The organism is Acetobacterium wieringae, from assembly GCF_026646375.1.
GTDB classification, from domain to species: domain Bacteria; phylum Bacillota; class Clostridia; order Eubacteriales; family Eubacteriaceae; genus Acetobacterium; species Acetobacterium wieringae_A.
In genome coordinates, this window is record NZ_JAIPPU010000020.1 from 21,292 (window position 1) to 47,468 (window position 26,177).

Annotated in this window: 22 protein-coding genes; all 22 read right to left on the reverse strand. The window is 43.8% G+C overall.

Going from position 1 to position 26,177, the window contains the following annotated elements; all coding sequences use genetic code 11:
- Position 1 precedes the first annotated feature (1 nt).
- The 22 genes from Q7P33_RS15660 to cpaB all read right to left on the reverse strand — a co-directional run bounded on the left by Q7P33_RS15660 (position 2) and on the right by cpaB (position 26,164).
- A complete protein-coding gene (locus Q7P33_RS15660; RefSeq protein ID WP_303871679.1) occupies positions 2 to 2,017 on the reverse strand; it encodes a VirB4 family type IV secretion system protein in 2,016 nt (671 codons plus the stop codon).
- Positions 2,010 to 2,759: a hypothetical protein gene (locus Q7P33_RS15665; RefSeq protein ID WP_303871680.1), complete on the reverse strand. Its 750-nt coding sequence runs from the start codon at positions 2,757 to 2,759 to the stop codon at positions 2,010 to 2,012. Before Q7P33_RS15665 ends, Q7P33_RS15660 begins: the two co-directional genes overlap by 8 nt.
- Positions 2,760 to 2,875: 116 nt before the next feature.
- Complete coding sequence (locus Q7P33_RS15670) at positions 2,876 to 4,612, reverse strand: hypothetical protein (protein WP_303871681.1); 1,737 nt, start codon at positions 4,610 to 4,612, stop codon at positions 2,876 to 2,878.
- Positions 4,613 to 4,614: 2 nt separating this feature from the next.
- Entirely contained in the window at positions 4,615 to 4,878 is a 264-nt protein-coding gene (locus Q7P33_RS15675; protein WP_303871682.1) for a hypothetical protein, read from the reverse strand.
- Entirely contained in the window at positions 4,865 to 5,173 is a 309-nt protein-coding gene (locus Q7P33_RS15680) for a hypothetical protein (protein WP_303871683.1), read from the reverse strand. The genes Q7P33_RS15675 and Q7P33_RS15680 overlap by 14 nt, the downstream gene beginning before the upstream one ends.
- A gap of 42 nt (positions 5,174 to 5,215) precedes the next feature.
- Positions 5,216 to 5,596 (reverse strand): ASCH domain-containing protein, encoded by a 381-nt coding sequence (locus Q7P33_RS15685; protein WP_303871684.1) that lies wholly within the window; start codon positions 5,594 to 5,596, stop codon positions 5,216 to 5,218.
- A 10-nt stretch (positions 5,597 to 5,606) separates the two neighbouring features.
- On the reverse strand, positions 5,607 to 6,584 hold the full coding sequence (locus Q7P33_RS15690; protein ID WP_303871685.1) for a GBS Bsp-like repeat-containing protein: 978 nt from the start codon (positions 6,582 to 6,584) through the stop codon (positions 5,607 to 5,609).
- A gap of 29 nt (positions 6,585 to 6,613) precedes the next feature.
- Entirely contained in the window at positions 6,614 to 8,743 is a 2,130-nt protein-coding gene (locus Q7P33_RS15695; RefSeq protein WP_303871686.1) for an InlB B-repeat-containing protein, read from the reverse strand.
- Between the two features lie 287 nt (positions 8,744 to 9,030).
- Positions 9,031 to 16,671, reverse strand: coding sequence for an InlB B-repeat-containing protein (locus Q7P33_RS15700; protein ID WP_303871687.1), 7,641 nt, complete (start codon positions 16,669 to 16,671; stop codon positions 9,031 to 9,033).
- Positions 16,672 to 16,740: 69 nt separating this feature from the next.
- On the reverse strand, positions 16,741 to 17,265 hold the full coding sequence (locus Q7P33_RS15705; RefSeq protein ID WP_303871688.1) for a hypothetical protein: 525 nt from the start codon (positions 17,263 to 17,265) through the stop codon (positions 16,741 to 16,743).
- Positions 17,266 to 17,394: 129 nt separating this feature from the next.
- Positions 17,395 to 17,541 (reverse strand): hypothetical protein, encoded by a 147-nt coding sequence (locus tag Q7P33_RS15710; protein WP_303871689.1) that lies wholly within the window; start codon positions 17,539 to 17,541, stop codon positions 17,395 to 17,397.
- 124 nt (positions 17,542 to 17,665) lie between these two features.
- Positions 17,666 to 18,532 (reverse strand): Fic family protein, encoded by an 867-nt coding sequence (locus tag Q7P33_RS15715; RefSeq protein ID WP_303871690.1) that lies wholly within the window; start codon positions 18,530 to 18,532, stop codon positions 17,666 to 17,668.
- Positions 18,513 to 19,448, reverse strand: coding sequence for a hypothetical protein (locus tag Q7P33_RS15720; RefSeq protein ID WP_303871691.1), 936 nt, complete (start codon positions 19,446 to 19,448; stop codon positions 18,513 to 18,515). The genes Q7P33_RS15715 and Q7P33_RS15720 overlap by 20 nt, the downstream gene beginning before the upstream one ends.
- 113 nt (positions 19,449 to 19,561) lie before the next feature.
- Positions 19,562 to 20,134 (reverse strand): hypothetical protein, encoded by a 573-nt coding sequence (locus Q7P33_RS15725; RefSeq protein WP_303871692.1) that lies wholly within the window; start codon positions 20,132 to 20,134, stop codon positions 19,562 to 19,564.
- Positions 20,135 to 20,187: 53 nt separating this feature from the next.
- A complete protein-coding gene (locus Q7P33_RS15730; protein ID WP_303871693.1) occupies positions 20,188 to 20,748 on the reverse strand; it encodes a hypothetical protein in 561 nt (186 codons plus the stop codon).
- The gene (locus tag Q7P33_RS15735; protein ID WP_303871694.1) at positions 20,745 to 21,164 is read right to left on the reverse strand and encodes a DUF4320 family protein; all 420 of its coding nucleotides are present in this window, start codon (positions 21,162 to 21,164) and stop codon (positions 20,745 to 20,747) included. Before Q7P33_RS15735 ends, Q7P33_RS15730 begins: the two co-directional genes overlap by 4 nt.
- A 14-nt stretch (positions 21,165 to 21,178) precedes the next feature.
- A complete protein-coding gene (locus tag Q7P33_RS15740; RefSeq protein ID WP_303871695.1) occupies positions 21,179 to 22,057 on the reverse strand; it encodes a hypothetical protein in 879 nt (292 codons plus the stop codon).
- A gap of 17 nt (positions 22,058 to 22,074) precedes the next feature.
- On the reverse strand, positions 22,075 to 23,013 hold the full coding sequence (locus Q7P33_RS15745) for a type II secretion system F family protein (RefSeq protein WP_303871696.1): 939 nt from the start codon (positions 23,011 to 23,013) through the stop codon (positions 22,075 to 22,077).
- A complete protein-coding gene (locus tag Q7P33_RS15750) occupies positions 23,010 to 24,347 on the reverse strand; it encodes an ATPase, T2SS/T4P/T4SS family (protein ID WP_303871697.1) in 1,338 nt (445 codons plus the stop codon). The genes Q7P33_RS15745 and Q7P33_RS15750 overlap by 4 nt, the downstream gene beginning before the upstream one ends.
- Positions 24,344 to 25,225, reverse strand: a complete 882-nt coding sequence (locus Q7P33_RS15755; protein ID WP_303871698.1) for a hypothetical protein — start codon at positions 25,223 to 25,225, stop codon at positions 24,344 to 24,346. The genes Q7P33_RS15750 and Q7P33_RS15755 overlap by 4 nt, the downstream gene beginning before the upstream one ends.
- Positions 25,216 to 25,431, reverse strand: coding sequence for a hypothetical protein (locus Q7P33_RS15760; protein ID WP_303871699.1), 216 nt, complete (start codon positions 25,429 to 25,431; stop codon positions 25,216 to 25,218). The genes Q7P33_RS15755 and Q7P33_RS15760 overlap by 10 nt, the downstream gene beginning before the upstream one ends.
- Positions 25,432 to 25,462: 31 nt before the next feature.
- Positions 25,463 to 26,164, reverse strand: coding sequence for a Flp pilus assembly protein CpaB (gene cpaB, locus Q7P33_RS15765; protein ID WP_070370348.1), 702 nt, complete (start codon positions 26,162 to 26,164; stop codon positions 25,463 to 25,465).
- Positions 26,165 to 26,177 lie beyond the last annotated feature (13 nt).

The following is a 26,177-nucleotide window of genomic DNA, read 5'->3' on the forward strand; positions in this document are numbered from 1 at the left end:
ACTACCGACCACCCCGATCCCCAAAATACTTAAATTTGTAATCGGCCACATCAAAGGACATACTGATCCGATCCCGACCGATGATAAAGAGTCCCTTTCCTCTGAGCTTGGCAGTTAAGACTTCCTGCTCGGCTTCGGTTAAAAAATAGAGTTTTTTCAAGTCCTGAAGGTTCTGTCCGGTGGTTCCCAGCATAATCTTGTAACAGGGCTGATCCAGCAGCGCCTGGCCATACATTTTAATGCTGGGGTTTAAGAAATCCTCAACCGCATGAGAAATAATCATAATGCCAGCCTCATATTTTCGGCAGCGCTTCATGGCATTTCTGAGAAATATCAGCGATTGCGGCACCCGTTCATCAATCATCAGATAGGATTCATCACAAACCAAAAGAATCCGCTCATGACGATCCCGACTCATTTCCTGCCAGGCCCAGGATAACAGGTTGAAATACTGGGTGGACTTGATGGTGTCCGATGAGTTGTTTAGATCAAAGGTATCCAGACACACACACCGGGCATCCGATTTTAGGGATGTGTAACCCGACCACAGGAAGGAATCCCCACCAATGGCCAGATCCTTAAAGATAATGGCCAGATCCCGATAATCCGTATACGCTTTTTCGCTAATACCCCGTTCCTGTTCGCCTTCTTCCAATTCAATCAATAAATCATACAGATCCCTGAAGGTCGGAAAATCGGAGTTTTTCATGGTGGTCACATCCGTATCCCAAAAGATATTGAAGCGATTATAAAGGGTAATGACTGCGTCCTTCAGTAATGCTCGGGTAATATCAGTCAGATCTTTGAAATACAACGAAAAAAAGACGTCCAGCGTTTTTAAGTGAAGGGCCATGGCTCCAAACTTACGAGCATCCTTTTCTTTTTGGGTATCTTTCCCTGTTTCATCGTCCTTCTCAAGATATAAATCTTCTTCCAACGGTAAAATTTGAAGGGGATTGATCAGGTGCTTACCATCCCCGCCGGCGTTGATCCAATCACCACCCAGGTTTCGGCATAAGTCCTGGTATTCCCGCTCGGGATCGATAAAAATGATCCGGGTTCCCAGGGCGTACTCCATCAGAGCAATGTTTTTGATAACCGTTGATTTTCCGGATCCCACATCACCCAGCACCACCACACTGGAGTTGGTGCGATCTTTACCACGCTTCCAGAGATTCAGACAAACTCGACCTCCAGTGGAGTCCCTGCCATACAGAAACCCTTCCTGATCGTTGTAGCCACAACTGGCAAAAGGGAAGCCCCCCAGAACGGATGAAATAGGCATGACCGTTTTAATGATCTGCTGGACGTTCTTTTCCTGGGTGCAGGCTGGAAAAAGATTGCGAAAGCCTTCTTTCTGCAAATAAGGAAAGGATCGAATCTTTGTTTTTTCCATTAAAAAGGTGCTTTGCACTTTTCGGCACATCTTATTGAATACTTCCCGGTCATTGGCCATGGGCATAACCGATATCCCCACACTGCCAACCACTTCCTGTTCAAACTCAATGTTTTTGAGCATTTTGATTGAGTCTTCCTCTCGCTTGATTGCATTCATCTCGGCCAGGGCATCTTTTCCATTGGCTTCCTGGGCTTTTTCCCGATGCTGATTAACGGACTTGTTAAGATTATTAATAAAATCGGCATTCTCAATTTTATCAAACTCAATGGAGAAGACTGTTCCGGGGATATTGGACAGTTTCCCCAACCACCCATAATCCCGGTGCGCCGGATATTGGATCACGCCATACACCCGGGCCAGGTATTCGCCAATCCACAATTCATTGGGCTTGATTTCCATGTTGATGGGCGAAATAATATTCATCAGGGATTTATTTTCAGTAATTGCTGCTTTTTTTGATCGCCCAAATTTAGATCCCCGCTTGGGCTGTTCCGGTTGACTTTCCTCACTATTCCCAAAAAGTGACCGCCGTTCTTTTTTAGGCGCTTTGTCCTTCACCGGTTTTTCGGCTTTAATCCGTGCTTTCCGACTTTCTTTTGGTTTCTCGTGCTTACGCATATGCGACCTCCTGCATTTGATCTGCTGCCACGAATTGACTTTCATGACTGTTTTTATATAAATCCATAATCGTTGTAATCTGAGTTCCGTATTCCATATCTTCCAGATGACAATAGGCCGGGTTATTAATCAGATTACACAGTCTAACAATTTCCTGCTGCTTTAAAATCTCACCGGTGATTGTTCCACTGGCCAGCCGGCTTTCAATATCGGTGATCCGCTTGAGGAAATCCCGTTCAATACCATCTTCGTATTCTTCCCAGATGATGAAATAGAACTGACGCTGAACGATTTCGCCGGATTCGGCAAAGTGATGCATCTCCAGCATTTCCTTACCTAAAATATCCTTGACCACCGGCTCGGTGGTTTGAGTCCAGATCCGGGAGTATTCTTCCACCAGCGGAAAAATATCAACCGGCCTTTCCACGGAAAGAAAGCGCCAGGATGATTCCGGCGCCATCTGCACACACAGCTGCTTACATAATGAGCGTTTTTCACTCTGTGACAGTAAATCCAGAGAGATGGCATCCACCCGGTAATAGGCACAGATTTTATTATCTTTGGTATAAAGAAAATTTCCTTTAATGTCTTTCACGTTAATAAAATCGTGAACGCTGTTATGCTCCGGCTCCTTCTTCTTTCCTTTGAACTGAACCGTCTTATTTTTTTTATTCCAGATGTTCATCACAATCAGTGCGATAATACCCGCACAACAAATAATAAGGGGGATGATTTTATCCATTTCGTCTTCATATCCTTTCTATTTTTGTTTCCCGGGGAAACAGGATTCGTTTTGCTATTTTTGTTTCCTCGGGAAACAGGCGTTACTTAATTTTTTTGTTTCCTCGGGAAACAGGATTACATTTCCGGCTCCCAGGTTTCTTCCTGCCATTCCTCCAGTTCCCGTTTCAGGCTGCTTTCTTCCGGTGTTACCGGTTGATGACTTAAATACTGATCCAACTCCGCCACATGATCCTGAAATGTTTTATTCATGGATTTAAAGGTCGCATCCAGTCGTTTCTGCTGATCGCTTGGGGAGCCTTGAAGTGTTTCCCGATACGCCTGATAGGTTTTTTTGAGTTTTTCGTTTAATTCTCCGGGTGCTTTGAGGTTATTGTGGGCCAACAGCATCAGAGCCACCCCCTGGGCTTCAAGTTGACCTTCCAAACCATCATAATTGGGTTTAATCGTCGCCTGGCAATATTCCAGTATCCCAGCCGTTAAACTTTGATTTTCGACCATGTCCTCACCGATTTTTATCATCGGATAGTCGTTTTCCGGCCAATCGGTTTGAGTAATATCATAAATCGACCCCATCACAAACCGTGGGCCTTCTTTTGCATCATTGGGAACAAAGACTTTTATCGGATCTACACCTTCCTTAACCTGTATCCCCTTTTCCAATAAATCCTGAATGTTGGCTACCTGAATGGCATTGGCATTCTGAGCAAAGATCAATTGCTGATTTTTGGTGGTATATTGCTGAAACCGGGTCGAAAACTGGATGAAATCCGCCAGTTTTTGGGGATCGGCATCGAACCCGTCGTGAAGATCCAAAAGCATCAGTCCATACTCATCAACATGATAGATCCGATCCGTTACCGAAGCATCAGTCAATACCTGATCCCCCTTTATTACTTCATCATTTTCCTGGGTCTTGGCTGCTTCGCTGGTGATGATGGGATTGGCATCATTGCTGACCGTTCGGGTTTCTGAGGGCGATTGATTAATCGCATGAATGGCCCGCATCAGATCCGACATGGTGTTTTCCATGGTAAGCAGCAAATCTCTGATTTTATCGATTTCCGGCGAATTGGAGTCCATTGATAGGGTATTCGTTTGACTATTTGCCACGGTCTCGCTTGCTGCTTCCCGAACCGGGTTATTTTTCTCGGCCCGATTAATCTCATCAATCTGTTGATTGGCCACATTTTTGATCTGTTCAAACCGGCTGTTGATCCCATCAAACTGATTGACCATCCAGGTGGCAAAACCAATCCGTGCCCGGTTGGTCATGTTGGAAAAATAGTTTTCGATCCCCTGGGCCACTGCAATACGTTTATCATCCAGCTGGATCATCTTCTCACCCAGGGAACGGATCACCGTGCGCCGGGGAATCCGACTATCCTTAGCAGCTTTGGAAAACTGCTCCAGACTTTTACTGGTGCGCTCCACGGCCTGATCCAGCGCATTGATCTCTTTGGCCAACTTTTTTTCCTCCCGGGTGATCGGATTGGGGTCAATCAGCTGCTCCATATTTTTTAAATCAATCACCGGTTCCAGGGTTTGATTAATCACTTGCCGGCTGACCAGCAGAAACTCATTAAATGCGCTATCCAGCTTGTTAAGAAGATCAGTATCAATAAGGTTGCTATTTTCAGCAACCACCTGGTTTTCAGACTTGACTGCACTCGTATCGTCCCCATTTTCACCCACAGCAGGCTTTTCAGCTGTTTGCCCCACCCCGGCTGCCTGCTTTATCATTTTTGCTTTTTCTGATTCCACAATGGCATAGAGTATCCGGGCCGTTACCTCACCCAGCTGTAAAATCTGATCCATACCAACACTCAAACTTTGATTTTGTCCATTCGCCATTTTTATTCTCCTTTAAAATTATTCATAAAAATAAGCGCATTCTTTTCGTTTGAAAATAAATGCGCTTCCACGTCCATCAAATCCCGAGTCGTTCGAATAACCCGATCATCTTTCTTTTCTTTTTCAATCACTACATAAGGTACACTCTGATTATCTCGATCCAGATAGAATAACCACCGATCTTTATCACACACTTCCATTTTTAATGTCTCATTCACAAAAGGCAGTGCGACAAAGCGATGATATTCTTCATTAATGCGCCCCATGGTGCAGCCCCTTGATTGGATTTTTTAATTTCTTCATGCTCATATCCTGGTATTCATTTATCGAAATGACCTCCAGCTCATTATAAAAGAAACACTTTTTAGAATGCTGCAATTGCACCAGGACAAAGAAATCATAACAGCCCAGAACAATTCCCGGCTTTGACACCTTTTTGTGTTTATCAAATTTATCACCATCGAGTCCCGTTCCGGTTGTTTTTACTGTTTGCCCTACTTTAAAAACCTGGTTTCTATGACATATCCCCTTACTTCCGTCGTTTGCTGTTCCTATCTTCATCCTCACCCTCCATAAATTATTTTTTTATCACATTCCCTTTTTTTAGATGTACCGAAATGACTGCGGTGGTACAAAATGGTTCCATACCTTAAATGGATTAATCGGGGTATGATACGCCATCACATCCGCCATTTCAATGGCATAAGCTTTGTCATGACCCTTAAAATAGGCATCGAAATCCTTCTTTTTAATCCCTGCATAAGCTTCTGTTTTCAACCATATATTTTCCGGTGTATCAACCATAATCCGTTTAATGGTAAACTCCCCCGTAATGAGGCCCACCGGCCTGGTCACGTACATGACAATGGTATTGACCGGTTTTCTAAAAATCCGTTTGCGGTATTCATAGTGCTTATTTCCGTCCATAATCTCATTTGCATACTCCGGTTTTATGGACAGGAGTACATTTTCTTTGCTTCTCACCGGCACCCCCTTATTTTTTATTATTAACCTGCCAATCGTCATAAACGGTTCCGTTGATGTTGACGCTGTTGGTGGTTGCAGTCCCCAGCATCCCCCCCGGCGTCCAGGCATCGAATATCTCTGAATAAACCGTGTATTCCGTATTATCCGGAAACCAGAGCGGGGTAAAATGCACCCGGGCACTGCTGGCCGAGAACGGATTTGTTTTTAATTCCAGCATCGAGTTTGACAGATTGCTGTTATTTGTAATCCCCATGCAGTCGGACAGGCGATTAAACTGATTAAAGCTGCCGTTAGTCGTGACCCCGGTTTTAAAATTAAACTCCGGAAAAACCGTACTGGCATTCTGTGCCCCGGCTAACCACTGATCCGCTTTCACATCGGCGTTACTGGCAACGGTTGTGCTTAAATTCAGGGCATAACCATAACCGGATTTAAAACTGGCCCCGCTATTGGCTTCCTGGGTTCCGTTTTTAATCTCTGGCGTTACTGTCAGGATCGCACGATAGGTATCTACATGAAAGTTTGAGCCATCATAGCTGTGGCGCTTCCATTCATTGGCATCGGATCGGATCACAAGATAGGTGGAATCCACCAGTCCGGTCACTCCGCCGTTATCCACTCCATAAATTTCAATGTAATACATGCCCTTGTCATAATGCTTAACCTTGGCCACATCCTCAATACTATGATCCTTTTCCATGTCGACAGTATAGGTATAAGAACCATCGCCATTTTGTATCATTGCTTCGGTCTTCACATCATCCTGGCTTCCGGCTGCACTCCAGACCTTACAGGTCAGACCGGCAATACCGTTGGCTGCATTCAGCTGGCCAACCGTGATGGTAAAGGTCTTTTCCGAGTCCTGAATCGCCGTGATCTGATTGGTTGTTATGGTATCGTGAGCAAAAACCGGGGTTGGCAATATAAACCATCCCAATAAATAAAGCAGGGCAAAAACCCTGCTTAACCGCTTCATTGTATTCATTTTATCCTCCTTGGTGATTGAAAAAGAAATCAATCCGCTTTCCATTTGGCATACAGCTTCGTATCTTCATATACCGGATAGGCATCAAACCGCCAGGGATTGGTACACCCGAAATCCTTGTACCAGCCCACAAAGGTAAATCCGTCACGACTTGGCGGATCGGGCGGTGTTATCAGGGTTTTATAATTCGTTACAATCGGATCCACTGAGCTGCCCCCCATGGAATCAAAGTTGATCTGATACTGATTGATTGACCATTTTGCGTAAAGCGTCACTGGCCCGGTAACCTGATCACCGGCGAGGTTCCATGCCTGGGTACACCCGCTGTCCTTAAACCAACCGGAAAATGAATAGCCGGTGAGCACCGGTTGGCTAATTGCCGGCAAGGTGCTGTCATAATTTACCCCGATTGCCGGGATTTCATTTCCGCCTTTGGTATTAAAGGTGACTTTATAAACGACCGGGATCCATTTGGCATAAAGTGTTGTGTCCCCCTGAACTTTGTCGGTTGTAAAATTCCAGGGATTGGTAAAACTCGTATCCCGGAACCATCCTCCAAACACGAAATTGTTTCGGGCCGGCTGAGTTGGTGGGTTGATGGTTGACTCATATTTCGTCATTACCGAAGCACATGCGCTGCCTCCCTGGGAGTCAAAGACGACTTGGTAATCATTGATTGTCCACTTGGCAAAAAGAGTGGTTGTTCCCCGGATCTTGTCACGATTGAAATCAAAGGCATTGATACATCGGGCTTCCTTGTACCATCCGGAAAACGAATAGCCGTAACGAACCGGATCCGCCGGCCTGGTGATCAAGGTATCATACTCAGTGGTAATCGGGGTTATCTGGCTACCGCTTTGCGGATCAAAATTGACCTGATACTTGTTTTTAATCACCGGTTTTTCACTGATATAGCAATAGGCCGATGCCGATGCACTCTCTCCGCTGTTGGTGCTGTCCCAGGAGGTTGAAAAAATCCGATTGCTGCCGGAAGCTGAATAACTGTTGTCAGTAACCGCTCCTCCCGGGGTGTTAAATACCACATACTCGGTATCGGCGTTGGCTGTGGCCATAACCGTTATGGTATACCAGTAGTAGGTATGGGTGGTGGTTGTCACCTTCCCATCGGCATCGGTACTGGAGGTTGTCCATGAATAGGAGTGGGTTTGGACACTGTTGGATGTACTCAATACCTGGGGATCGACGATCCGCTTGGTAAAGTCAACCGACACCGCACTATCCAGATAGGTACCTCCTGCCTGTTGTCCCTGACCGGTAATTTTAATATTTTCATTGCCGGCAGTTCCCGGATTATAGGTTTTACTCCAGGTTTTTTCAGCTTTTATATAATCAATGGATTCCGGAGTATTGACTATAAAGGTGGCACTGTTGGTTTTAAAGATGACCTGATCCGTTTCAAGCGGTGTAACCGCATAGACCTTAACCGGTGTATTAATCAGGTATTTATTCTGATTGGGAAAGACGCTGGCACGAATGATCTCCGGGTTTTTAAATTCTTCGGCCTTGACCGACAAGTCTTTTTGCTCGCCGGTGCGTAAGCCGGTTGATGTTATTGACTGTGGCTTAAAGCTCATGTGATCGGTTCCCCGTATTGTCGGGGTATAGGAAAATGACCAAATATACCGAGTTGGATCATTCGGATCATTTTTACGATTAATCCGGGTACCATGAAAATAACAGTCCGCCAGCTGGCAGTTTCCATCAAGATGGCTTTGCAGCATTTCAAGGTCTTTATGATCGATGACGCCATCATCATTCACGTCCGTTGCTCCGCAATGGGGACACCGCTCCCTGGCGGTGTAATCCTTGCAGCCACCATCAACATGGGCCTTTAAGATGTCGTAATCTTCACTATTAACTTGAAGATCACCATTTAAATCCATTACCTGGTTATTTCCTTTTAACTGCTCATCACTGTACTCGGTTTGTGGGGTTAAAAGAAACTCACCCGTCCCAGAGTTAATCAGGATCTGATCCACATCCTTATTGGAGCTGATCGTAATGGTGATATTATCTCCTGATGTACCAGCTGTGCCGATAAACGCCTTGGCACCTTCAGCATGGACATCTGCGGAGAAAATCGGCATGCTGAGTAAGATAGCCATGGAAACAAGAAGGATAGTACGTTTACTATTCATGTATATCTCCTTTCTGAAATTAAAGTGGAGTGATCACAATAATTCCTTTTTGATCACTCCATAAAATGTTTGGATTTTATTATCTAGATTTTGAAGCCAAAAGCGATTGCTAAATAAAATCAGCTCCATTTGCTTGGAAAAATACCCCAATGTTTGCAACAGCCGTTATACCGTAATGATTACGATCTTTGAGCGCCATCAACCCGTGGTATCACAATTTTGAGATGGTTCGTTCCCCTCTATTCAACTAAACGATTATTCATTTATCCCTCCTGGATTAATAGATTCTAAACACAAAATGCAAAACACACACCATGCTCATATGTTGGTAAGTGACTAGCGCTATAGCCGTCTTCTGCTATCACACAATAGTTTGCGGTCTGGTTTGATTTAGGCGATCTCAACCAGTAAACAGATTCTAGCCCTGACCCATTACTTAATGATTTTGACCGGGATAAATCATCAGAAAATATCGAATATTTTGTACCTTCTCCGCTATAAGACTGCACATTCAAGCCGGTTTCAACCTCTGATAACAAAAATAATTTGTCAGCCGTAGCAACAGCTGTTGATATTGTTCCACCTTGCGTTGTCAATTTATTTACAGTTTTTATTACTTCTTTTAAATCAGCAGGCATACTAGTTAGCACAGTATCATTCAACAATGTTCTCAAATTCGTATTTGTCCAGCCACCGGTATTAGAATTAGCAGTTCGCATTTTCTGCTGAGTTCCCATCAAATTCTTCGTTCCAAACGTTATTCCAGCCTTTCCGCTTCCATCACTTTTATTGTCGTGATCAAAATCATAAATCTGCATGGTCAAAATCTCATTGGTTGAAAGCGTAATGTTTTTAGTATCACCAATATTCCAGTATTCGTCTCCTTTTCCGGCATTTGCAACATTTGCAATCTGTTGCCATGAACAGTCTTTTAATGCCGTACCGGCCAATGGAATATCTCTAGCTTTTCCCATACAAAAACCAAAAGATGTATAAGCATCTCCACTGCTCATCGATGAATAACTACCATAAGGTGTTATAACACCAAGATGATTTGAATAATTCTCAGTAGGTGATCTCAATAACCAAAAGCAATTTCCAATACTTACTTCCGGATTTGCTTTAATCATTGAACTCGTGTTTGTGAATATCTCGTATCGTTCACCTTCACCATTTAAACTGCCAGTATTTCCACCTGTTACCTCTTTTTCGCTAAATAAGAACAATTTGTCATTGGTTGTATACAAACTTCCCGTTCCATTTGAAGAATATTTTTTAACTTCCTTGATATTGGATTTAACAGCTGTAGGCAAATTGTAGAATATTGATTGATTATAATATGTACCTGCGTAATCAATTTCTTGATATAAGGTTGCGATACCATTTAATCTAGCTCTGATAGTACAATTCTTCCAACCACCATTATTATTTGGATACAAATATGTATTATAGGCATTACTCCAACGCATTACATTTTTCATACCAAAAGTAATATTGGCCTTCCCATTGCCATCACTCAAATCGTCATGGTCAAATCCATAAATCTGCATTGTAATTACTTCATTGGTACCAGTAATCGTTAAATCTTTCGTATCACCAACATCCCAGTAAACATCCCCAAGACCTTCATCTGCAATCATCCCAATTTGTTCCCATGTATAGGAACTCAACGGTTGCCCAGCTGCCGGCAATGTTTTCCACTTCGCATAAAGCGTTGTAGCCCCGGTTACCTTATCACTGGCAAAATTCCAGCTCAGTGTACAACCAGCATCCTTATACCACCCATCAAAAATCGCATTCGCTTTGGTTGGTGCTGTTGGTGCGGTGATTGTTGTGTTGAGAGTTGCTGTCGTTGAGGCAACTGCTGAACCGCCTTGTGAATCGAAATTGACGGTGTAAGTGTTGGTGGAGGCGTTGCCGATGGCGAAGCCAAAGTTAATATTCATCTTTTGGTTGTACATGAAATACCAATAAGGATTACCGCTGCCATCTAAACCACAAAAACTTGTATTACTCGTTGCATAAGCAGATCTTAAATACCACCATCCTTTATTTCGATTAGAAGCGTTATCAAATATTTTATACTTTTGACCTTCTCCCATTATAGAATTATTGTTATTGCCAAATACTTCTATTTCACTAAACAAAAAAAGCCTATCTGTTGAAGCGACAATTGTTTGATTATTGTAACCACCAGAAGTGTCTTTTTTCACGTACTGAATCTTGCTTTTTAACTCAATAGGTAATTGACTAAATAATGAATTGCTTTCTGATGAATATGATCCTGTTGATAGCAAAGTATAACAACCATTTAACCATCCACGTAAATCACATCCATTCCAGCCATAATCATTCATTACTGTGTTTGGATTCATATACCGTTGTGTACTGGTTAAGTTCTTCAACCCAAACGTGATATTCGTCTTATTACCCGTCCCATCTGCCAGCGTATCATGGTTAAAACCATATATCTGTAATGTCAAGGTCTCCCCATTCACCACGATATTCTTAGTTTCACCGACCTCAAAATAATCCTGCGCCTTCCCCAACACCGCCACCTGGTTTATCTGATCCCATGACCAATTCTCTAGCGGAACCGATGCATCCGGCAATCCTGCTTCCCACTTCGCATATAATGTTCGATTTTCCGTTGGCTGATCTACAGCAAAGTTCCAGGCAGAAAGGCAACCAGCTTCTTTAAACCAGCCTTTGAACACCCAACCATCTTTGGAAGGTGATGCCGGAGCTGAGAAAGTCTTATAGGTGTCCGTAACAACTGGTGCAACCACCGACCCGCCCTGGCTGTCAAAGGTAATTGCTGCCTGCCACTTCGCATACAAGGTTGTGGCACCAGTGATCTTATCTGTCTCAAAATCCCATTTTTCGGTCAATCCAGCATCTTTATACCAGCCACCGAAGGTCATATTTGTTTTAGTCGGGGCGGTTGGGGCTGTGATGAGCTGGTTAAGCGTTCCGGTGCCGTTAGATACGGCACTACCTCCGTTGCTATTGTAGGTGACGGTATAAGTATTGGTGGGGGCGTTGCCGATGGCAAAGCCGAAGTTGATACCAGCTAATAATGAATCACCTATTGGATAATTATCAGAAACGTTACCGCTCATCCCAGCAACAAAGTTAAATGTTTGATAATTAGACCCTATCGATCTTAGATACCAATTATCGCCATACCCAGCATTTGATGTCTTAGACCAATTTTCATCAATAAATTTTCTATAATCAGTCACTCCGTTAAAAATTTGATACTGTTTGCCTTCACCTTCAATATACGGTCCAAAAGATTTGTCACTTTTTCCTGTCAATTCTGATTCTGAAAATAAAAACAAAGTATCAGGTGTCACTATCTCATATGTCACTCCACTATTTCGATAATGCGATAGCTTATTCACCGTTTTTAATATGACTAAAAGACTTTCTGGTAATTGATTTTTTAAAGAAGCACTTAACCACGTGTAGGTATTCGTATTTGGCCATGATTTTGGTGACTGTGCTTTGATCATATCCCGTTTAGAATCCATCAAATTCTTCAAACCAAACGTAATATTCGTCTTGTTACCCGTTCCATCAGCCAGTTGATCATGGTTAAACCCATAAATCTGAAGCGTCAGGATTTCGCCGGTGCTGAGTGTGATGTTTTTTTCTTCTCCCACATCAAAGTAAGACTCTCCCAGACCCAATTCAGCCACCTGATCAATCTGCTCCCAGCTCCAATATTCCAGCGGAACACTTGCATCCGGAATTCCCAGCTTCCAACCAGCATATAAAGTAACATCCTGTGTGATCTTATCGGTTGCGAAATTCCATGGTGTTGTACAGCTACTCTCCTGGAACCAACCCATAAATGTATATCCAGCTTGCGTCGGTGATGCTGGTGATACTGCCAGGGTGTCATAATCGACCATCTGGGAATCCACTGCGCTGCCACTTTGAGAATCAAAGCTTACTGCATATTTTATCGGAGTCCATTTGGCATAGTAGGTTTTAGTACCCACGGGAAATGCACTCGGTAATACGGTAACCGGATCTCCGCTGAAATCGGCATTTTCATACCAATTCTCAAAAGTATACCCGGTTTTTGATGTCGTTGGCATCGTCGTATCTGCAATAGCCTGATCCGTTACACCGTTTATCGTACTGGCTGGACTTCCACCATTCACAACAAACTCTATCGATGCTGGATTCGGTGTCCATTTGGCATAATAGGTTGTGGTGCCAATTGGATATTGCCCTGGTAAGGCCGTTACTTCCGTTCCACTAAAATCAGATTCCCGATACCAACCGGAAAAAATATAACCGGCACGGCTCGTTGTCGGCATTGTCGTCGGTGCTATTACCTGATCAGTGACCCCAGTCATCGTGGTTACATCACTACCACCATTGACATTAAACTCAATATGGGCCGGATCGGGCGTCCATTTGGCGTAATAAGTCGTCATGCCAATCGGATATTGCCCTGGTAAGGCAGTCACTTTTGTCCCACTGAAATCGGGTTCCTGATACCAACCAGAAAAGGTATAGCCGGCACGGGTTGTTGTCGGCATCGTCGTATCTGCAATGACCTGATCCGTTACACCAGTCATGTTAGTAACGGCGCTGCCACCGTTGACGATAAACTCTATCGCTGCCGGATTCGGCGTCCATTTGGCGTGATAAGTCGTCGTCCCAATTGGATATTTCCCCGTTAAGGCCGTTACTTCTGTCCCACTAAAGTCAGCTTCCGCAAACCACCCGGAGAACGTATACCCGACTCGGCTCGTTGCCGGCATGGTTGTCGGTGCTATCGCCTGATCCGTAACACCGGTCATTGTCGCAACATCACTACCGCCATTGGTCACAAACTCAATAAAAGCCGGGTCTGCTGTCCACTTGGCGTAATAAATCGTCGTACCCATGGGATACTTATCAGGGAGTGCAGTAACAACATCCCCACTGAAATCAGCACTGGCAAACCAGCCATTAAAGGTATATCCGTCCCGGACAGTGATCGGCATACTGGTATCGAGAATTTCCCGATCCGTGGCACCAACCATTTTGGGTACGTCGGTACCGTTATTGGTGACAAATTCAATCGCTGCTTCATCCGCTGTCCATAAGGCAAATAGGGTCGTATCCCGGGTGACTGTATCAACCCCAAAATCCCAGGGATTTATGCAGGCATCTTCCTTAAACCAACCACCGAAGGAATATCCGCTTCGGATCGGATCAACTGGCTTTGGTGTGACCGACTCATTCTGTGCTGTCTGTGCCGGCACGTCACTCCCGCCCAGGGAATCAAAGCTCACCGTATACAGATTAACATCCCACTTGGCAAACAGCGTTAAATCAGACTGCACCCGATCACTGGCAAATGTCCAAACGGTGTTACACGCTGCGTCCTGATACCAGCCTTTAAAAGTGAAGCCCGGCTTGAATGGGTCGCTTGGGCTGGTGATCATCATATTGTAATCAGCACTGATTGAACCAACCACACTTCCGCCCTGGGAATCAAATGTAACTGTTAAGGCCGTAGCATCCCACTTCCCATAAAGGGTCGTATCGCCGGTGATGGTGTCTTCGGTAAAGTTCCACGGCGTATTGCATCCGATATCCTTATACCAACCCAGAAACGTATAGTTGCTGCGAGTTGGAATAGGTGCTGGTTCCTCGATATTTGCCCCATATTCCGCCGTAATCGGGCTGAAGGCATCTGAACCTCCCTGGGGATCAAAATGGACTAAATAGGTGTTTATTTCCCACTTCGCATAGAGTGTGGTGACCCCCATAATCCGATCCGATTCAAAATTCCAGGGGTAAGCAAAACCAGGATCTTTAAACCATCCTATAAACGAATATCCTTCCCGGGTCGGTTGGCCCGGCTCCGTCAGCAGGGTGTTATATTCGGCGCTCTGGGCACCCATTTCATTCCCGCCGTTGGTATTAAAGTAAACCTCATAGGTTAGTGGTGTTTTAACCACTTCCTCGTATAAGGTATATACAGCCTGTACCGGATTGATCAGTACATCATAGATAACCGGGAGATCCGGATCCACCACGACCTCCACATCAAATGCATACACTTCGCTTTCGCCGGCAGCAGCATTGATGGATTTAAACGCATAATGATTGGTTCCCAGATTGGCCGGAACAAACTCAATCGTCCAGACGATTTCATTTGAAAGCTCATTCACCGACCGACTGATCAGCATCCCGTCACCCAGGGAATCGGATCCAAATTGTTTCCCGACGCCACTATCCGTATTGGTAAAGGTCAGATTCTTGGTGGCTCGATTGGTCACCACTTCAATTTTGACCGTTTCATTCTTATAGTAAGGTGCTTCTGTGACGGCCTTGACCGATTTGATCACCGGCGCCACCGTTTCATCAGCCGTATCTTCCCCGGGTACACTGGTTGGCGGTACCAGGTTGGCCGGCAGATCGGTTGGCATCGTATCTCCCACCTTCGGATCCGGTGGGGTGCTTTCCTCCAGTGGCCGGATCGTCAGCGTCCGATGGGTGTACTCATTCCCACCACAATTGATGGTACCCTCCGGATAAGGTGAAATCGACATTTCCAGATCATAACTGGTTACTGTACTAACGTCCGGGGTATGCCATTTTAAATAACTGTAGGACTCGGTTTTCATCGGAGCCACCAGTGAATCGGTACCGATCACTTCCCCGTTGATCTTGTACGTCACCGTCAGCTCACTCCCGGGGGTGGCATTGATATTGGAGTAAACCGGCGTACTTAAAATAACATCCGTATTGGGCCGAAAATCGTTATCCCGGGGCTTATTGTATTCAGCTGGCTTAAGTGCCCGAGCCATGCCCCAACCGCCGTATTTGACCTGTTGATCGCTGAACCAGCGATTAAAAGGAATGGCAGCGTTCTGGTCTACCCCGGAGCCGGCTGCCAACCCATACCAGGTGCTATTGGTAATGACTGAGTTTCCCATCAATAAAAAGGCCAACCTGGAGACGTGCTGCCGGTTGGCGTTGGGCTTCCAGGCATCCGGCTGTTGTCCGGCCCAGGCTGTCCACCGGGTTTCATCGTATCGCCAGTCCATCTGATGCTTGATCTGAGAAACTGCAAAATCAGTGGCTGATAAGGCATAACCATAATAGGATCCCGGATGGGCGGTATCCTTCACATAAACGATACTCACCGGCTCATAAACGATCAGCCATTCCACCTGATTGGTGGGATTGTCATTGATTACATTTGGTAAAATCCCTTCAGGGTTCCAACCGGTCCGGGTTTCGCCATCAATGGTAAACTCCAGATTTTTAACTAATTCTTCTCTAGTCGTTCCTTGTTTTCCGGCATAATAATTTAATAAGCCAAATATTTTGTAAGGATCACTGAAATAATGGGCTACCTTTGTAATATTTCCAACTGAATCCCCATAAATAACACCATTATCATAAATATCACCATCACTTAGTTGAGGAACATATGGCACCTCAGAATCTGTCATGATATAGACACCACCACCTGAAGCAAGCTGCACCGGATCCAGAGCACTGACATCCCCGCCTTTATTTTGCAGCTCCATCAAGGTATCCACTTTATTTTCCTTGGAAAAGAATAATCCGGAGATATTCGAAGGCCGGGAACCAGCTGCCCAACCATTCCAGTTGTTAACTGGTGAAATGTAAACAGCCTGATTGCCGATCCGGTAAAACTCATTCATGTTGGAAGAATCCTTATTGACCGTATCCGACTTGGCCACGAATAAGGATACCTTCCACATATATTGATCGCTGTAGTAGAAGGCATCTTCGGTATAGGTCGGGTTTCCGGGAACGGTACTGGAATTATCTTCAGCCCGGGCGATCATGGGTGTCATTCCCCACAAAAAACCTGTCAGTAATGCAATCAACGCCAGCAACCAGAGTGGCTTTAGGCGACTTTTTATACGCACGTCCATTCATTCCTCCTTATTTTCTGCATAAAAAAAGAACAATCCGTAAATTGTCCTTTTGCTTCTTATATTAAATTAATTACCGACAAATGTTCCACCATTCTCGCCACCACTGCTATCAATCGGTGTCGCCCCTAAATCACCATTCCATCCGCCACCGCTGCTTTCCGCTGCCGGCGCTTCATAGGCTGGTTCTTCATAAGCAGGCTCAACATAGGTGTCCTGGGGAGCTTCATAATGTCCACCGGTTTCTTCACTGGTGTAGACCGGCTCTGATGCAATTGCCGGGGTATTAACGGTGGTCACATTGCTTTCGACCACGGTGCTGTTATCATTGGTGACGGTTTGGGCTTCGACGACCTTGCTTTCTACCGGGGTGGTGGTTACGGCCGTTGTCTTTTCGGTATTGATATCCTGTACCTTCACTGTTTTTTCATTTGCAGTGGACTGCCAGGTATCTGTATTATTGGGTAAAATTGTATAAATGCCAAGGCCAATCATGCCAGTCATCAGAACTCCGCCAATACCAAGAACGATCCGCTGTTTCAACGTTGTTTTTGCCAACCAGGTGGTTAAAGCTGCACCATTTGTTTTCATCATTTTACCTCTCTCTTTCATCATCTAAAAATTATATCAGAATACACCATAATCAACTTCCTGTCAAGGTTTAATTGCAATATTTTTAAATTTATTTTTATTGCCGACAAATTTCTTTCCCATCGGAAACATTTATCCAGCAGGCTGTTTTCTTTTTTCAATCCCTGTTTCCAACCGGTTAATCATCAGCTCCTTTTTATCCAGCAGTCTACGCTGCTTAACAATGAGATACCCTTCAACTACCGTGATTAATCCAAAACCGATCAATAACATTTCCATGGTTTCACTCCTTCTTTTTAATCAATAAAAAAAGAACAATCCGTAAATTGTTCCCTTCTGTTAATCCCAATATTTTATTTCTAAGCTGTTTCCTGTTCTAATTTTGTTTCCTCGGGAAACAAAACTACATTTCCGGCTCCCAGTCATTTTCTTTTTCATCTTCAGAAATAAGCTGCATTTCCTGATTGAGCAGTGGGTGATCCTGATCAAAGAGCAGATTCTCAAAGAACTTAACCAGATAGACATCGGTATGACTGATGTTTTTTACTTGATTGCTATAATTGGCCCGAACCAGGGCATTTCTGAAATAAAGCGCATTTTCTTCAAAAGGATCATTATTCACCTGAAAACCCAAGCCGTTTAAATACTGAACCATAAATACCGCCACCGTTCGGGTGTTTCCTTCCCGGAAGGGATGCACCTGCCAGATGGAAGAAGTAAAGCTGCTTATGCTTCTGATCTTTTGTTGATTGTCCATGTTGACGTAATTTTTCTTTTTTTCTGTCTCAAAATCATAGGCCAGGGTATCTTCAATCATGAAATAGTTGGCATAAGAAACGCTCTCACCACCTAGAACCGGCTCTTTTTTATAGATATTTTTCTCCCTGAAAGTCCCGACCCATTCCGCTGGCAGAATCTTTTCAAAGAGATACCGATGAATGCCCTTAAGCGATACCGGACTTAGAACAAACCCGGCGTTATCCAGCAGAGAAGCGATCCGTGTCGATACAATGTCGCATTCTCGCTCGCCCTTTACCTGGTCATTTTCCGGTAAGGTCTGATAATGATTGACCAGGGCATTTTCCACTTCCTGATAAGAAAGCTTCCCATTGAAATGATCCGGCAGTAATTCATTGGTCAGATATTCGGAAGGGTTTAGCTGATCGATTTTATTCAGTCCAAAACCGATATTCCAGTATTTTTCTTTTTGGCTTCGATCCTTTGTTTCTTCGATCACTTGATAAGTTCCATTATATTTCTGATCCGTCATGATTTCCCCACCTTCTATTCATCTCATCACATTTTAAAATTTTTCTGTAAACACAGTTTTTAGATAATTTTGAACCAATACTCCAACCAATTTTTTCGAAAAAGCTGACTCCTGATTTAACATCGTAAAAATTATTTTTTTTAAAAGTGATATGATCCTGGATTATTTTATTTCCGTTAAGATAAAGCCAGATAGAATTTATTAAATCGATTAGCTCACTTTTAATAACCAGACAACAAATCTTATAATTTTTGCCATTCAGCACTAGATTGACTTCGTCAGCACCAAAGGTTAGCTCATTATACTGATTTACTCCTTCAAAATAATCACTTGCTCTGAAGCGATCTTCAAGCGGACTTTCATCTCCCAACCAATATTCCATGGATTCAAATTCAGAGTGATCGATCAAAGTTAATAGCCCTTTAGCACATGTCTTTTGAGGGTTTCGGATATAAATTTTTTGAGAAATCGTATTTACAAGTATGTATTTCCGACCCAGTCGAACTTCATTATATTCTCGTGTCTGATGATAATAAAAAATCGCATTTTGTGAATTGATTATATCCTTAACTGTTCCATCCTCCCGGAATAAAATCTCGATACCTGGATGTCCTAAGTGGTTATATTCAAAACTTTTCAAGTCCGTAATTCCCATTTTTGATATTACTTCAATCGTTCCTCCTGGGCCATCACCATAGTAGCCACAGTTTAGATTTTTCAAATGCATCTGGTCGCCACTCCAGTTTTCAAGAACCATATTTACATTTAATCGCTTCATTGCATATTCAGTAAAAATGAAATTTTCGCTATCACGAAAGACGACCAACTTTTTTACTGGTTTAAAATCGTCAATATGATCAGAAAAAAACTGAAGTGATTCCTTCGTTGACCCGTGATCATCAAGAATAACACACATTGCATTACCCCTTTTTAAGCTTCATTATAACACATTCAAGCATATTTATTTTTACTTCCTTTCGCTCAATTTCTTTTTTTAATCGCTTTAGCCAAATTAATCGATCTGCTTTTTTAGCTGTTTCCTGTTTGCATTTTGTTTCCCGAGGAAACAAGATTATCTTTCCATTTCCGACCATTTATTTTTTCAGATTTTTCCTTTTTAATCAACTTTTCATGATTGATCAGTGATTGAATAAAACAACTGATTAAAGAACGATAGATTAAATACTCGTTTAAATTGATGCATGAATCCATATGATAGATTCCGTGTCCCGAAACGCAATACCATAAACGATGGTATGCATCTTTATATTGGCCGGTTTCAATGGCCATCAGAGCTTTACAGGCCATCATAAACTGACGTCCCATCATATCCCGTGTGTAGTAAGGGGCTATTATTTTTTCCTCGTAACAGCGTTTTATGTAGTGTTTTTGAAATCTTTCCAGGTAGTGCAGACCTTTAATCAGGATCGGCTTCATGTCTTTTTCGTTAAATGGGGCATGAAAATAATCCGTATGCCAGTAATCATTGGGTTGAATCTCATTTAAAATATCAACCAGCGGTTTTGTTTTTGCCAGTAAACAAGGTGTTTCCTCATTTACTTCTATCTGAACCATCGTCTTTAATTCCGTTATATTATTCATCACATTTATTTCCCTCCCAACCTTTCTGGATTTTTGTTATTCATAAAACGTTGCTAAAACTTTGGTGTATAACCAGATACCGTTACCCGCTCCACCACAATCGGAGGAGCGTTAAACATGGCTCCCAAAAACCGCCAGGGCACGGTGATGGTATTGGTGGTTTCCACGGTAAGGGCATCCCCTTCCGCTGCTGCCAGCTGGGTGTTGGTGATTTTCACCGTTGTATCCTTTGGCTTTAAGGAAAACAACACATTGCCAGCATCATCCTCCTTGACCCAGGTATTGCCCTCCACTTTAAAGTCGATCATTTTTTTCATTTGAGCAAGGATCTGTTCCCGGTTCATCACTTCTTCCCAGTCATCCGTCAACTCGGCCTTGGTGTATGTCCCGGCATAACCTTCCCGGACACCCTGATAGACCTCGTCCCAGTTTTCCATCGCCACGCCCTGAACCGACTGCTCCACCGCCTGATCCAGCTGCATAACGATGGATACAACCCTTAGATACTCGTACATCGCACAGAATAGCATCAGTAAAATAAGCAGTAGTGCCGCAACCATGGGAACAGACATCCCAGCATCTTTTTTCTTAAATAGCTTCGCCAATCCCATCATTTATAGTACACTCCGCTACGTCCACTGGCAGGGGCCACCAGTTCAATGGTGAAACCACCCCCGATAAAACTGCTGAACCAGACAAAATCTGACTTCACTGTTACCTGGATGGGATCGTTAATCTGGACATTTTTCGATCCCCCGATATACTTTGTTCCGTTAAAACTGATATCTTTTGTTTTTAATCCCGTTTCTGCCTGCAAATCTTCATAAGTATCCATTACTGTATTCCCGGTATTTCCCACCAGCTCAGCATCCCGTAAGACTCCATGGGCGATATAGTTCAGCTTCTGATATTGAGTCCATACCGGTAAAACTCCCAATATAAGGGTTAAGACAAACATCGCCAACAGGAAGAATATCGAAAATTCCAATATGGCTGAACCTTTGTCAACCTTCACCTGATTACCTTTCACTTGAACCCTCCTTTCTAAAAAATACTTGGCAGTGTGGTCATGATGTCATAACCAACGGCATAGACAACCATGAGCAGAAATGTAAAAAGTAAAATATAGGGGTACTTTTTAATTTTCTCCAGTCGCCGGTTCATTTCCTTTTTCAGCCGGTTCTTTTCAAAAGACCGCAACTGAATCCCCAGCTGCTCAAAGTAGGAAACAATATCATCCCCCCGCAACACCGCGATTAAGCCCTGGGTCACATCCGATAAAAGCGAGCTGACCACCCGGGCATCCAGTCGTGAAATGGCATTTTCATAATCCGATGTTTTCATATCGGCAATGGTCACTTCCAATTCTTCCCCCAGTTCTCCGTCAGAGTTTTTGCGGAAATCAATGAGAATCGCCAGCAAATCCTGTCGCTTTTTAATTTCCTGTTGCACGGTATTGACAAACCGGGGCAATTCCCATTCGATTTTTTCACGACGTTTCCGCATCAACTGATCAATCTTTCCAATCTGGGTCGAGAACCGCTGTATCGCATAGAAAAGCAGAATCAAGGTAAAAATCGGATGAACAAACACCAGAATCAAACCAACCCCAGCATAGATAGCCGACTCGACAAAAGCCCGGCTATAGACCATTTCCGGCGTATCCAGTGATCCCAGGGATTTAAGGGCATTGCCCATTTTTTTACGTTTATAAGGATTGATCCGAACATAGGGAATTATCAAGTGGGATACCTTAAAGACAAAGGCATCCAGAACATTGACCCGCTCTTTCTTTTTTTTGCCAACTGCCATGATTGTTTTAATCTCACGATGGGATGGCACATCAAAAATACCACCAACCAACTGGAATAACCCATAACCAAAGAGCATGGCAAGACTGATTAAATAGGCCGTATTATTCATTATCTAACCTCCTTTCGCTACCTGCTGTATTCAATGGGTTTGATATCTTTTATGGCAGCATTGAGAGATATAAAAATAACCAACAAAACAAGAGCCAGAATGATCTTACCGCCCCATGAATCCACAAGCGCCAGGTACCATGTCCTGTTGATGAAATAAAAAAGAACCGGCACACCCACATTGATAAAAACCATGGTGAGAACAATTCTTAAAGGCGTATGCATATCTGTTCCAAAGTCGTCATTCGCTTCTTTGATATCCGTAAATTTTCGGACAATCGCCGGCAGCGTTTCAATCAGGTTGGGATTGTCCTGGCAGGCAATCACCGCCCGGCACCACTCCTTATAAATCTGGTTATCGATCTTTTCACTCATTTCCAGAAGTGCTCCCGGAATATCCGCCGTGATATAACTGATATCAAAGACAAAGGCTTCAAACACCGGTAACAGTGGTGGATTCATATGATGTAAATTTTCCTCAATCGCTTTGACAATATTGCGTGATCGACTGTAGGAAGTGGTAATGATCGATAGTGTTTTGTTGAGTTCATCATTTAATTCCTTCCGATAGGTTATTTCTGCCAGCTTGATGTACCAGAAAGGGAACAAGGCCATTCCAACACCGAGAACGGCAGATATCAGGATGTTTTCCATTAGTAATCCGAGAATCAGGCCCACAATAAAAAGAATCGTTGCTGCCATTACCAGGATCGCAAAGACACTTTCCCGATTGGTCGTTTTTAAGATCATCTGGGCTTCCCGGATGGTTGTGGTCAGTCCCTGAAATGGCGTTCGACGGTCTTTCCGGACGGTCTTTTTAATCACCGATTGAATATCGCTCTTATCATTGACGATCCGATCCATAAGTCGGCTGGTCAGCTCAAAGGGTGACACATTAAATAGCAGACACAGGCCCACCAGAAGCAGTGTAAAGATAAAAAAACTTATCCCATTCATATCGCCTTACCTTCCTCACCCAACGACTCATCAATGAAACGCTCCAGGGTACGAGTCGGGACGCCATTGGTAATCAGCCATTGTTGCAGGCTTTTTGACATGTTGTTGCGCTTGACAAAATGGCCTTTGATAATTGTTTTTGTATCTGAAATTTTTTCCGAGCTGTCTATCTCATAGTCATACAGTGTCCGAAAGTTTGCATCTCCGTGTTCATCAACAATACATTCGGTAATCTCCATCACCTTTCGGGAATAATCGTCCAGCCGTTTACAGAATATCGCAATGGTAAAGGCTTCACATACCAATCGGTACAGCACCTTATCTTCCAGAGTTGAATCCAGCATACAAAGCGTCAGCATCCGGGTATAAGCTGCCCGGCAGGAGTTAGCATGGGTGGTTGTCAAAACCGCATGGCCAGTTCGGGCTGCTTCCTGGGCAGCATAAGCTTCTTCCCCTTTCATTTCCTGAGGGACGATAATATCGGGATCACAGGTTAGTGCTGTTTTTAATAACTCCCTCGAGTTTATTGTCCCGTGAGTTTTCCAATGAACCACGTTATTATCGATAATCCCATTTTCATCCCGGGTTACTAAATCCAGTTCTCTAACATTTTCTTCAATGGAAATGATCCGTTTGCGTTTATCCACATCTCCGAGAATTCCGTCTAAGGTTGTCGTTTTTCCGGAGCTGGTCGATCCAGCCACAACCCCACTCAAGCCACTGGAAGCGCACAGATTGATAAAATCAAACATTTCCTCTGTGAGGGTTTCCTTTCTAATTAAATCATCCCTTCTTAACTTACTGGGATTGACAAAACGGATCGAAGCCTGAACACCGCACTCCTCATCAATAAGTGGCGGGCAGGTTGCGGTGATTCGAATATTATTTTTTAAGTACCCAGTCACAACAGGTGTTGCAGCGGACAACGTTTTTTCTGATTGCTGAAATAATAATCGGATCATGATGTTTTTGGCTGATTCTGCTGACAGGAACGTTTCCGGGGCACGAACCACATCCCCATTTTTATAATGGAGCACCACGCTATCATAACTATTGATATTTATTTCCTCCAGCTCCTTGTTCTCATTTTCCAGGTAAGCTGTTAAGATCCCATATTCACCCATCTCTGAAAAAATCCGGTTAAGCAGCTCAATGCTGGTGTATCCATCGATTAAAACCCGATGATCTTCGATGTACTTGCGGATATCTTTTTTAATCAACGCTTCATTCTTTTTTACATCCCCCAGCGCCTTGGAATTGGTTCGGCTGATATATTGTTGTATCCGCCCGATCAGATCCAGCAGCTCCTGGTTGCGCTTGTATAGACTGTTCATTCGATTTCCTCCTTGTTTTTTCTAAAAGGAATTTTAAAAAGTTTACGTTTGGATGTTTTTTCTTTTTTAATGCGCTCTTTTTTAGGTCGTTTCTTTTGATTTCCCGATTTTCTTTTTTTATTCTTTTGATCCGTTCTTTCTTCTTCATTGATCAGCTCCTGGCTTAACTGGTTGAGTGCATCCACAAACTCCCGATTCCGTTTAGTTTGTTTAAGGGATTTGATGGAGGTTTCCTCCAGATAAGCCATCTGAATATCCATACTGTAGGGAAAGGCATAATCGACGCCCCCGTATTTATCCCCCACCAGCAGCCAGGAGTCAAAATCCCAGGGGTTATTCAATACCCGGATGACATTGTCCCGAAACCCGGTAAAGTCCTGAAGCATGGCGGTGGTTCCATTAAAAAAGGCAATGCTTTTTAAGTCACCGCCACCAACCATGACACACTTTCCATACCGTAAGCCGTACTGGGTAATCCAATCGTTATGAACGCTGGATTGTCCATCGATGATGGCATACTTGAATTTCTGGCCCAGGGTGACAAACAGGTCAATCACCTGGGGTTCCACCACTTCCGGATAACTGCGTTTGGAATCCTCACTCCGATACCCCAAAAAGGCCAGGTATTTATTCTTGGGGTGGTTCACCAACGTTTTTAGCAGTTCTTCCTGGTCAAACCCGGCCATGGTAATGATCTTTCCCAGCGAGCCACCCTCCTTATTGAGACTGGGAAACAAATAGGATAAGGGACTGGCCTGATCTTCGGTGAATATCAGCACAACGTTTTCCTTTGTCTTCTCACTGATATGCTTGGCCAGCTCCAGACTGAGGGTTGTTTTCCCCCCGCCTGGGGATCCCCATACGGTGATTACTTCCATAGCGACACCTCCTTTTCAGGTATTGGGTTATATTCGCCCTTCGGATCGATAAAAATTATCTTCTCGTCTTTTAAAAATCTATTCAATCTCTCAAGATCACAAGACATTCCCACATATTTACTTGCTTTTTCCTGACTTTGCTCCATAAAATCCTCCGTTTCCTGAACATTTTGTTTCCCGAGGAAACAAGACTGTGTATCGTCCAATCTTCCATTTCCTGTTTCCCGGGGAAACAGCTTAAATGCCACCGGTCTTAAAAACTTCTTCCTGTTTTTGTAAAAACTGGTTGGCCGTATCTTCGTCCCCCCGATACATCAGGGCAAAAACAATGTTTCCATTCTTTTCCAGGCCGGTGAGCAACTGTGCCTGGGCCTTGTTGACCAGCAGGGTCACTGTCGCCGGCAACTCCGCATCATCTGATAATTTTTCTCCGCCCATATCCACCCCGGTCTGGGTGGTCACTGCCAGCACCTTGACATATTGCAGTTCCGGATAAATCGTGCTGCGGTTACCCACTGCTTCAGCATTATTTAAAATCATCACCACATCTCCGGGCATGAGTTTTCCGGAAATGCCATTGGCAAAGTCTTTAATGGTCACTGACACAATCTGTTTTCCGCCATCCAGGGCACTCATATAGTTCCCACTGGTGATCATGTCATTAACCAGCTTGCTTTGCAGTACATAGTCTCCCGATTCCAGCTTTGCGGTGGAATACTTGCCAATGACCTCATTCTTACTTTTGATGGCGTTAGCCGGTAAATTGTATCCGCTAACCTCCACCTCCTCAACATTCCGTTCGGTGAGTTGATCCCCCACCCGGATGGTTTCTTTGACCCGTACAATCGTTGTCGTGTTACCAATCATGCCCGTGCCCGTAGGCACAATCACAAAGGCCAATAACAACGCAAACACGACCACAAAAAAACCAATCAGCATTCTACCTCCATTT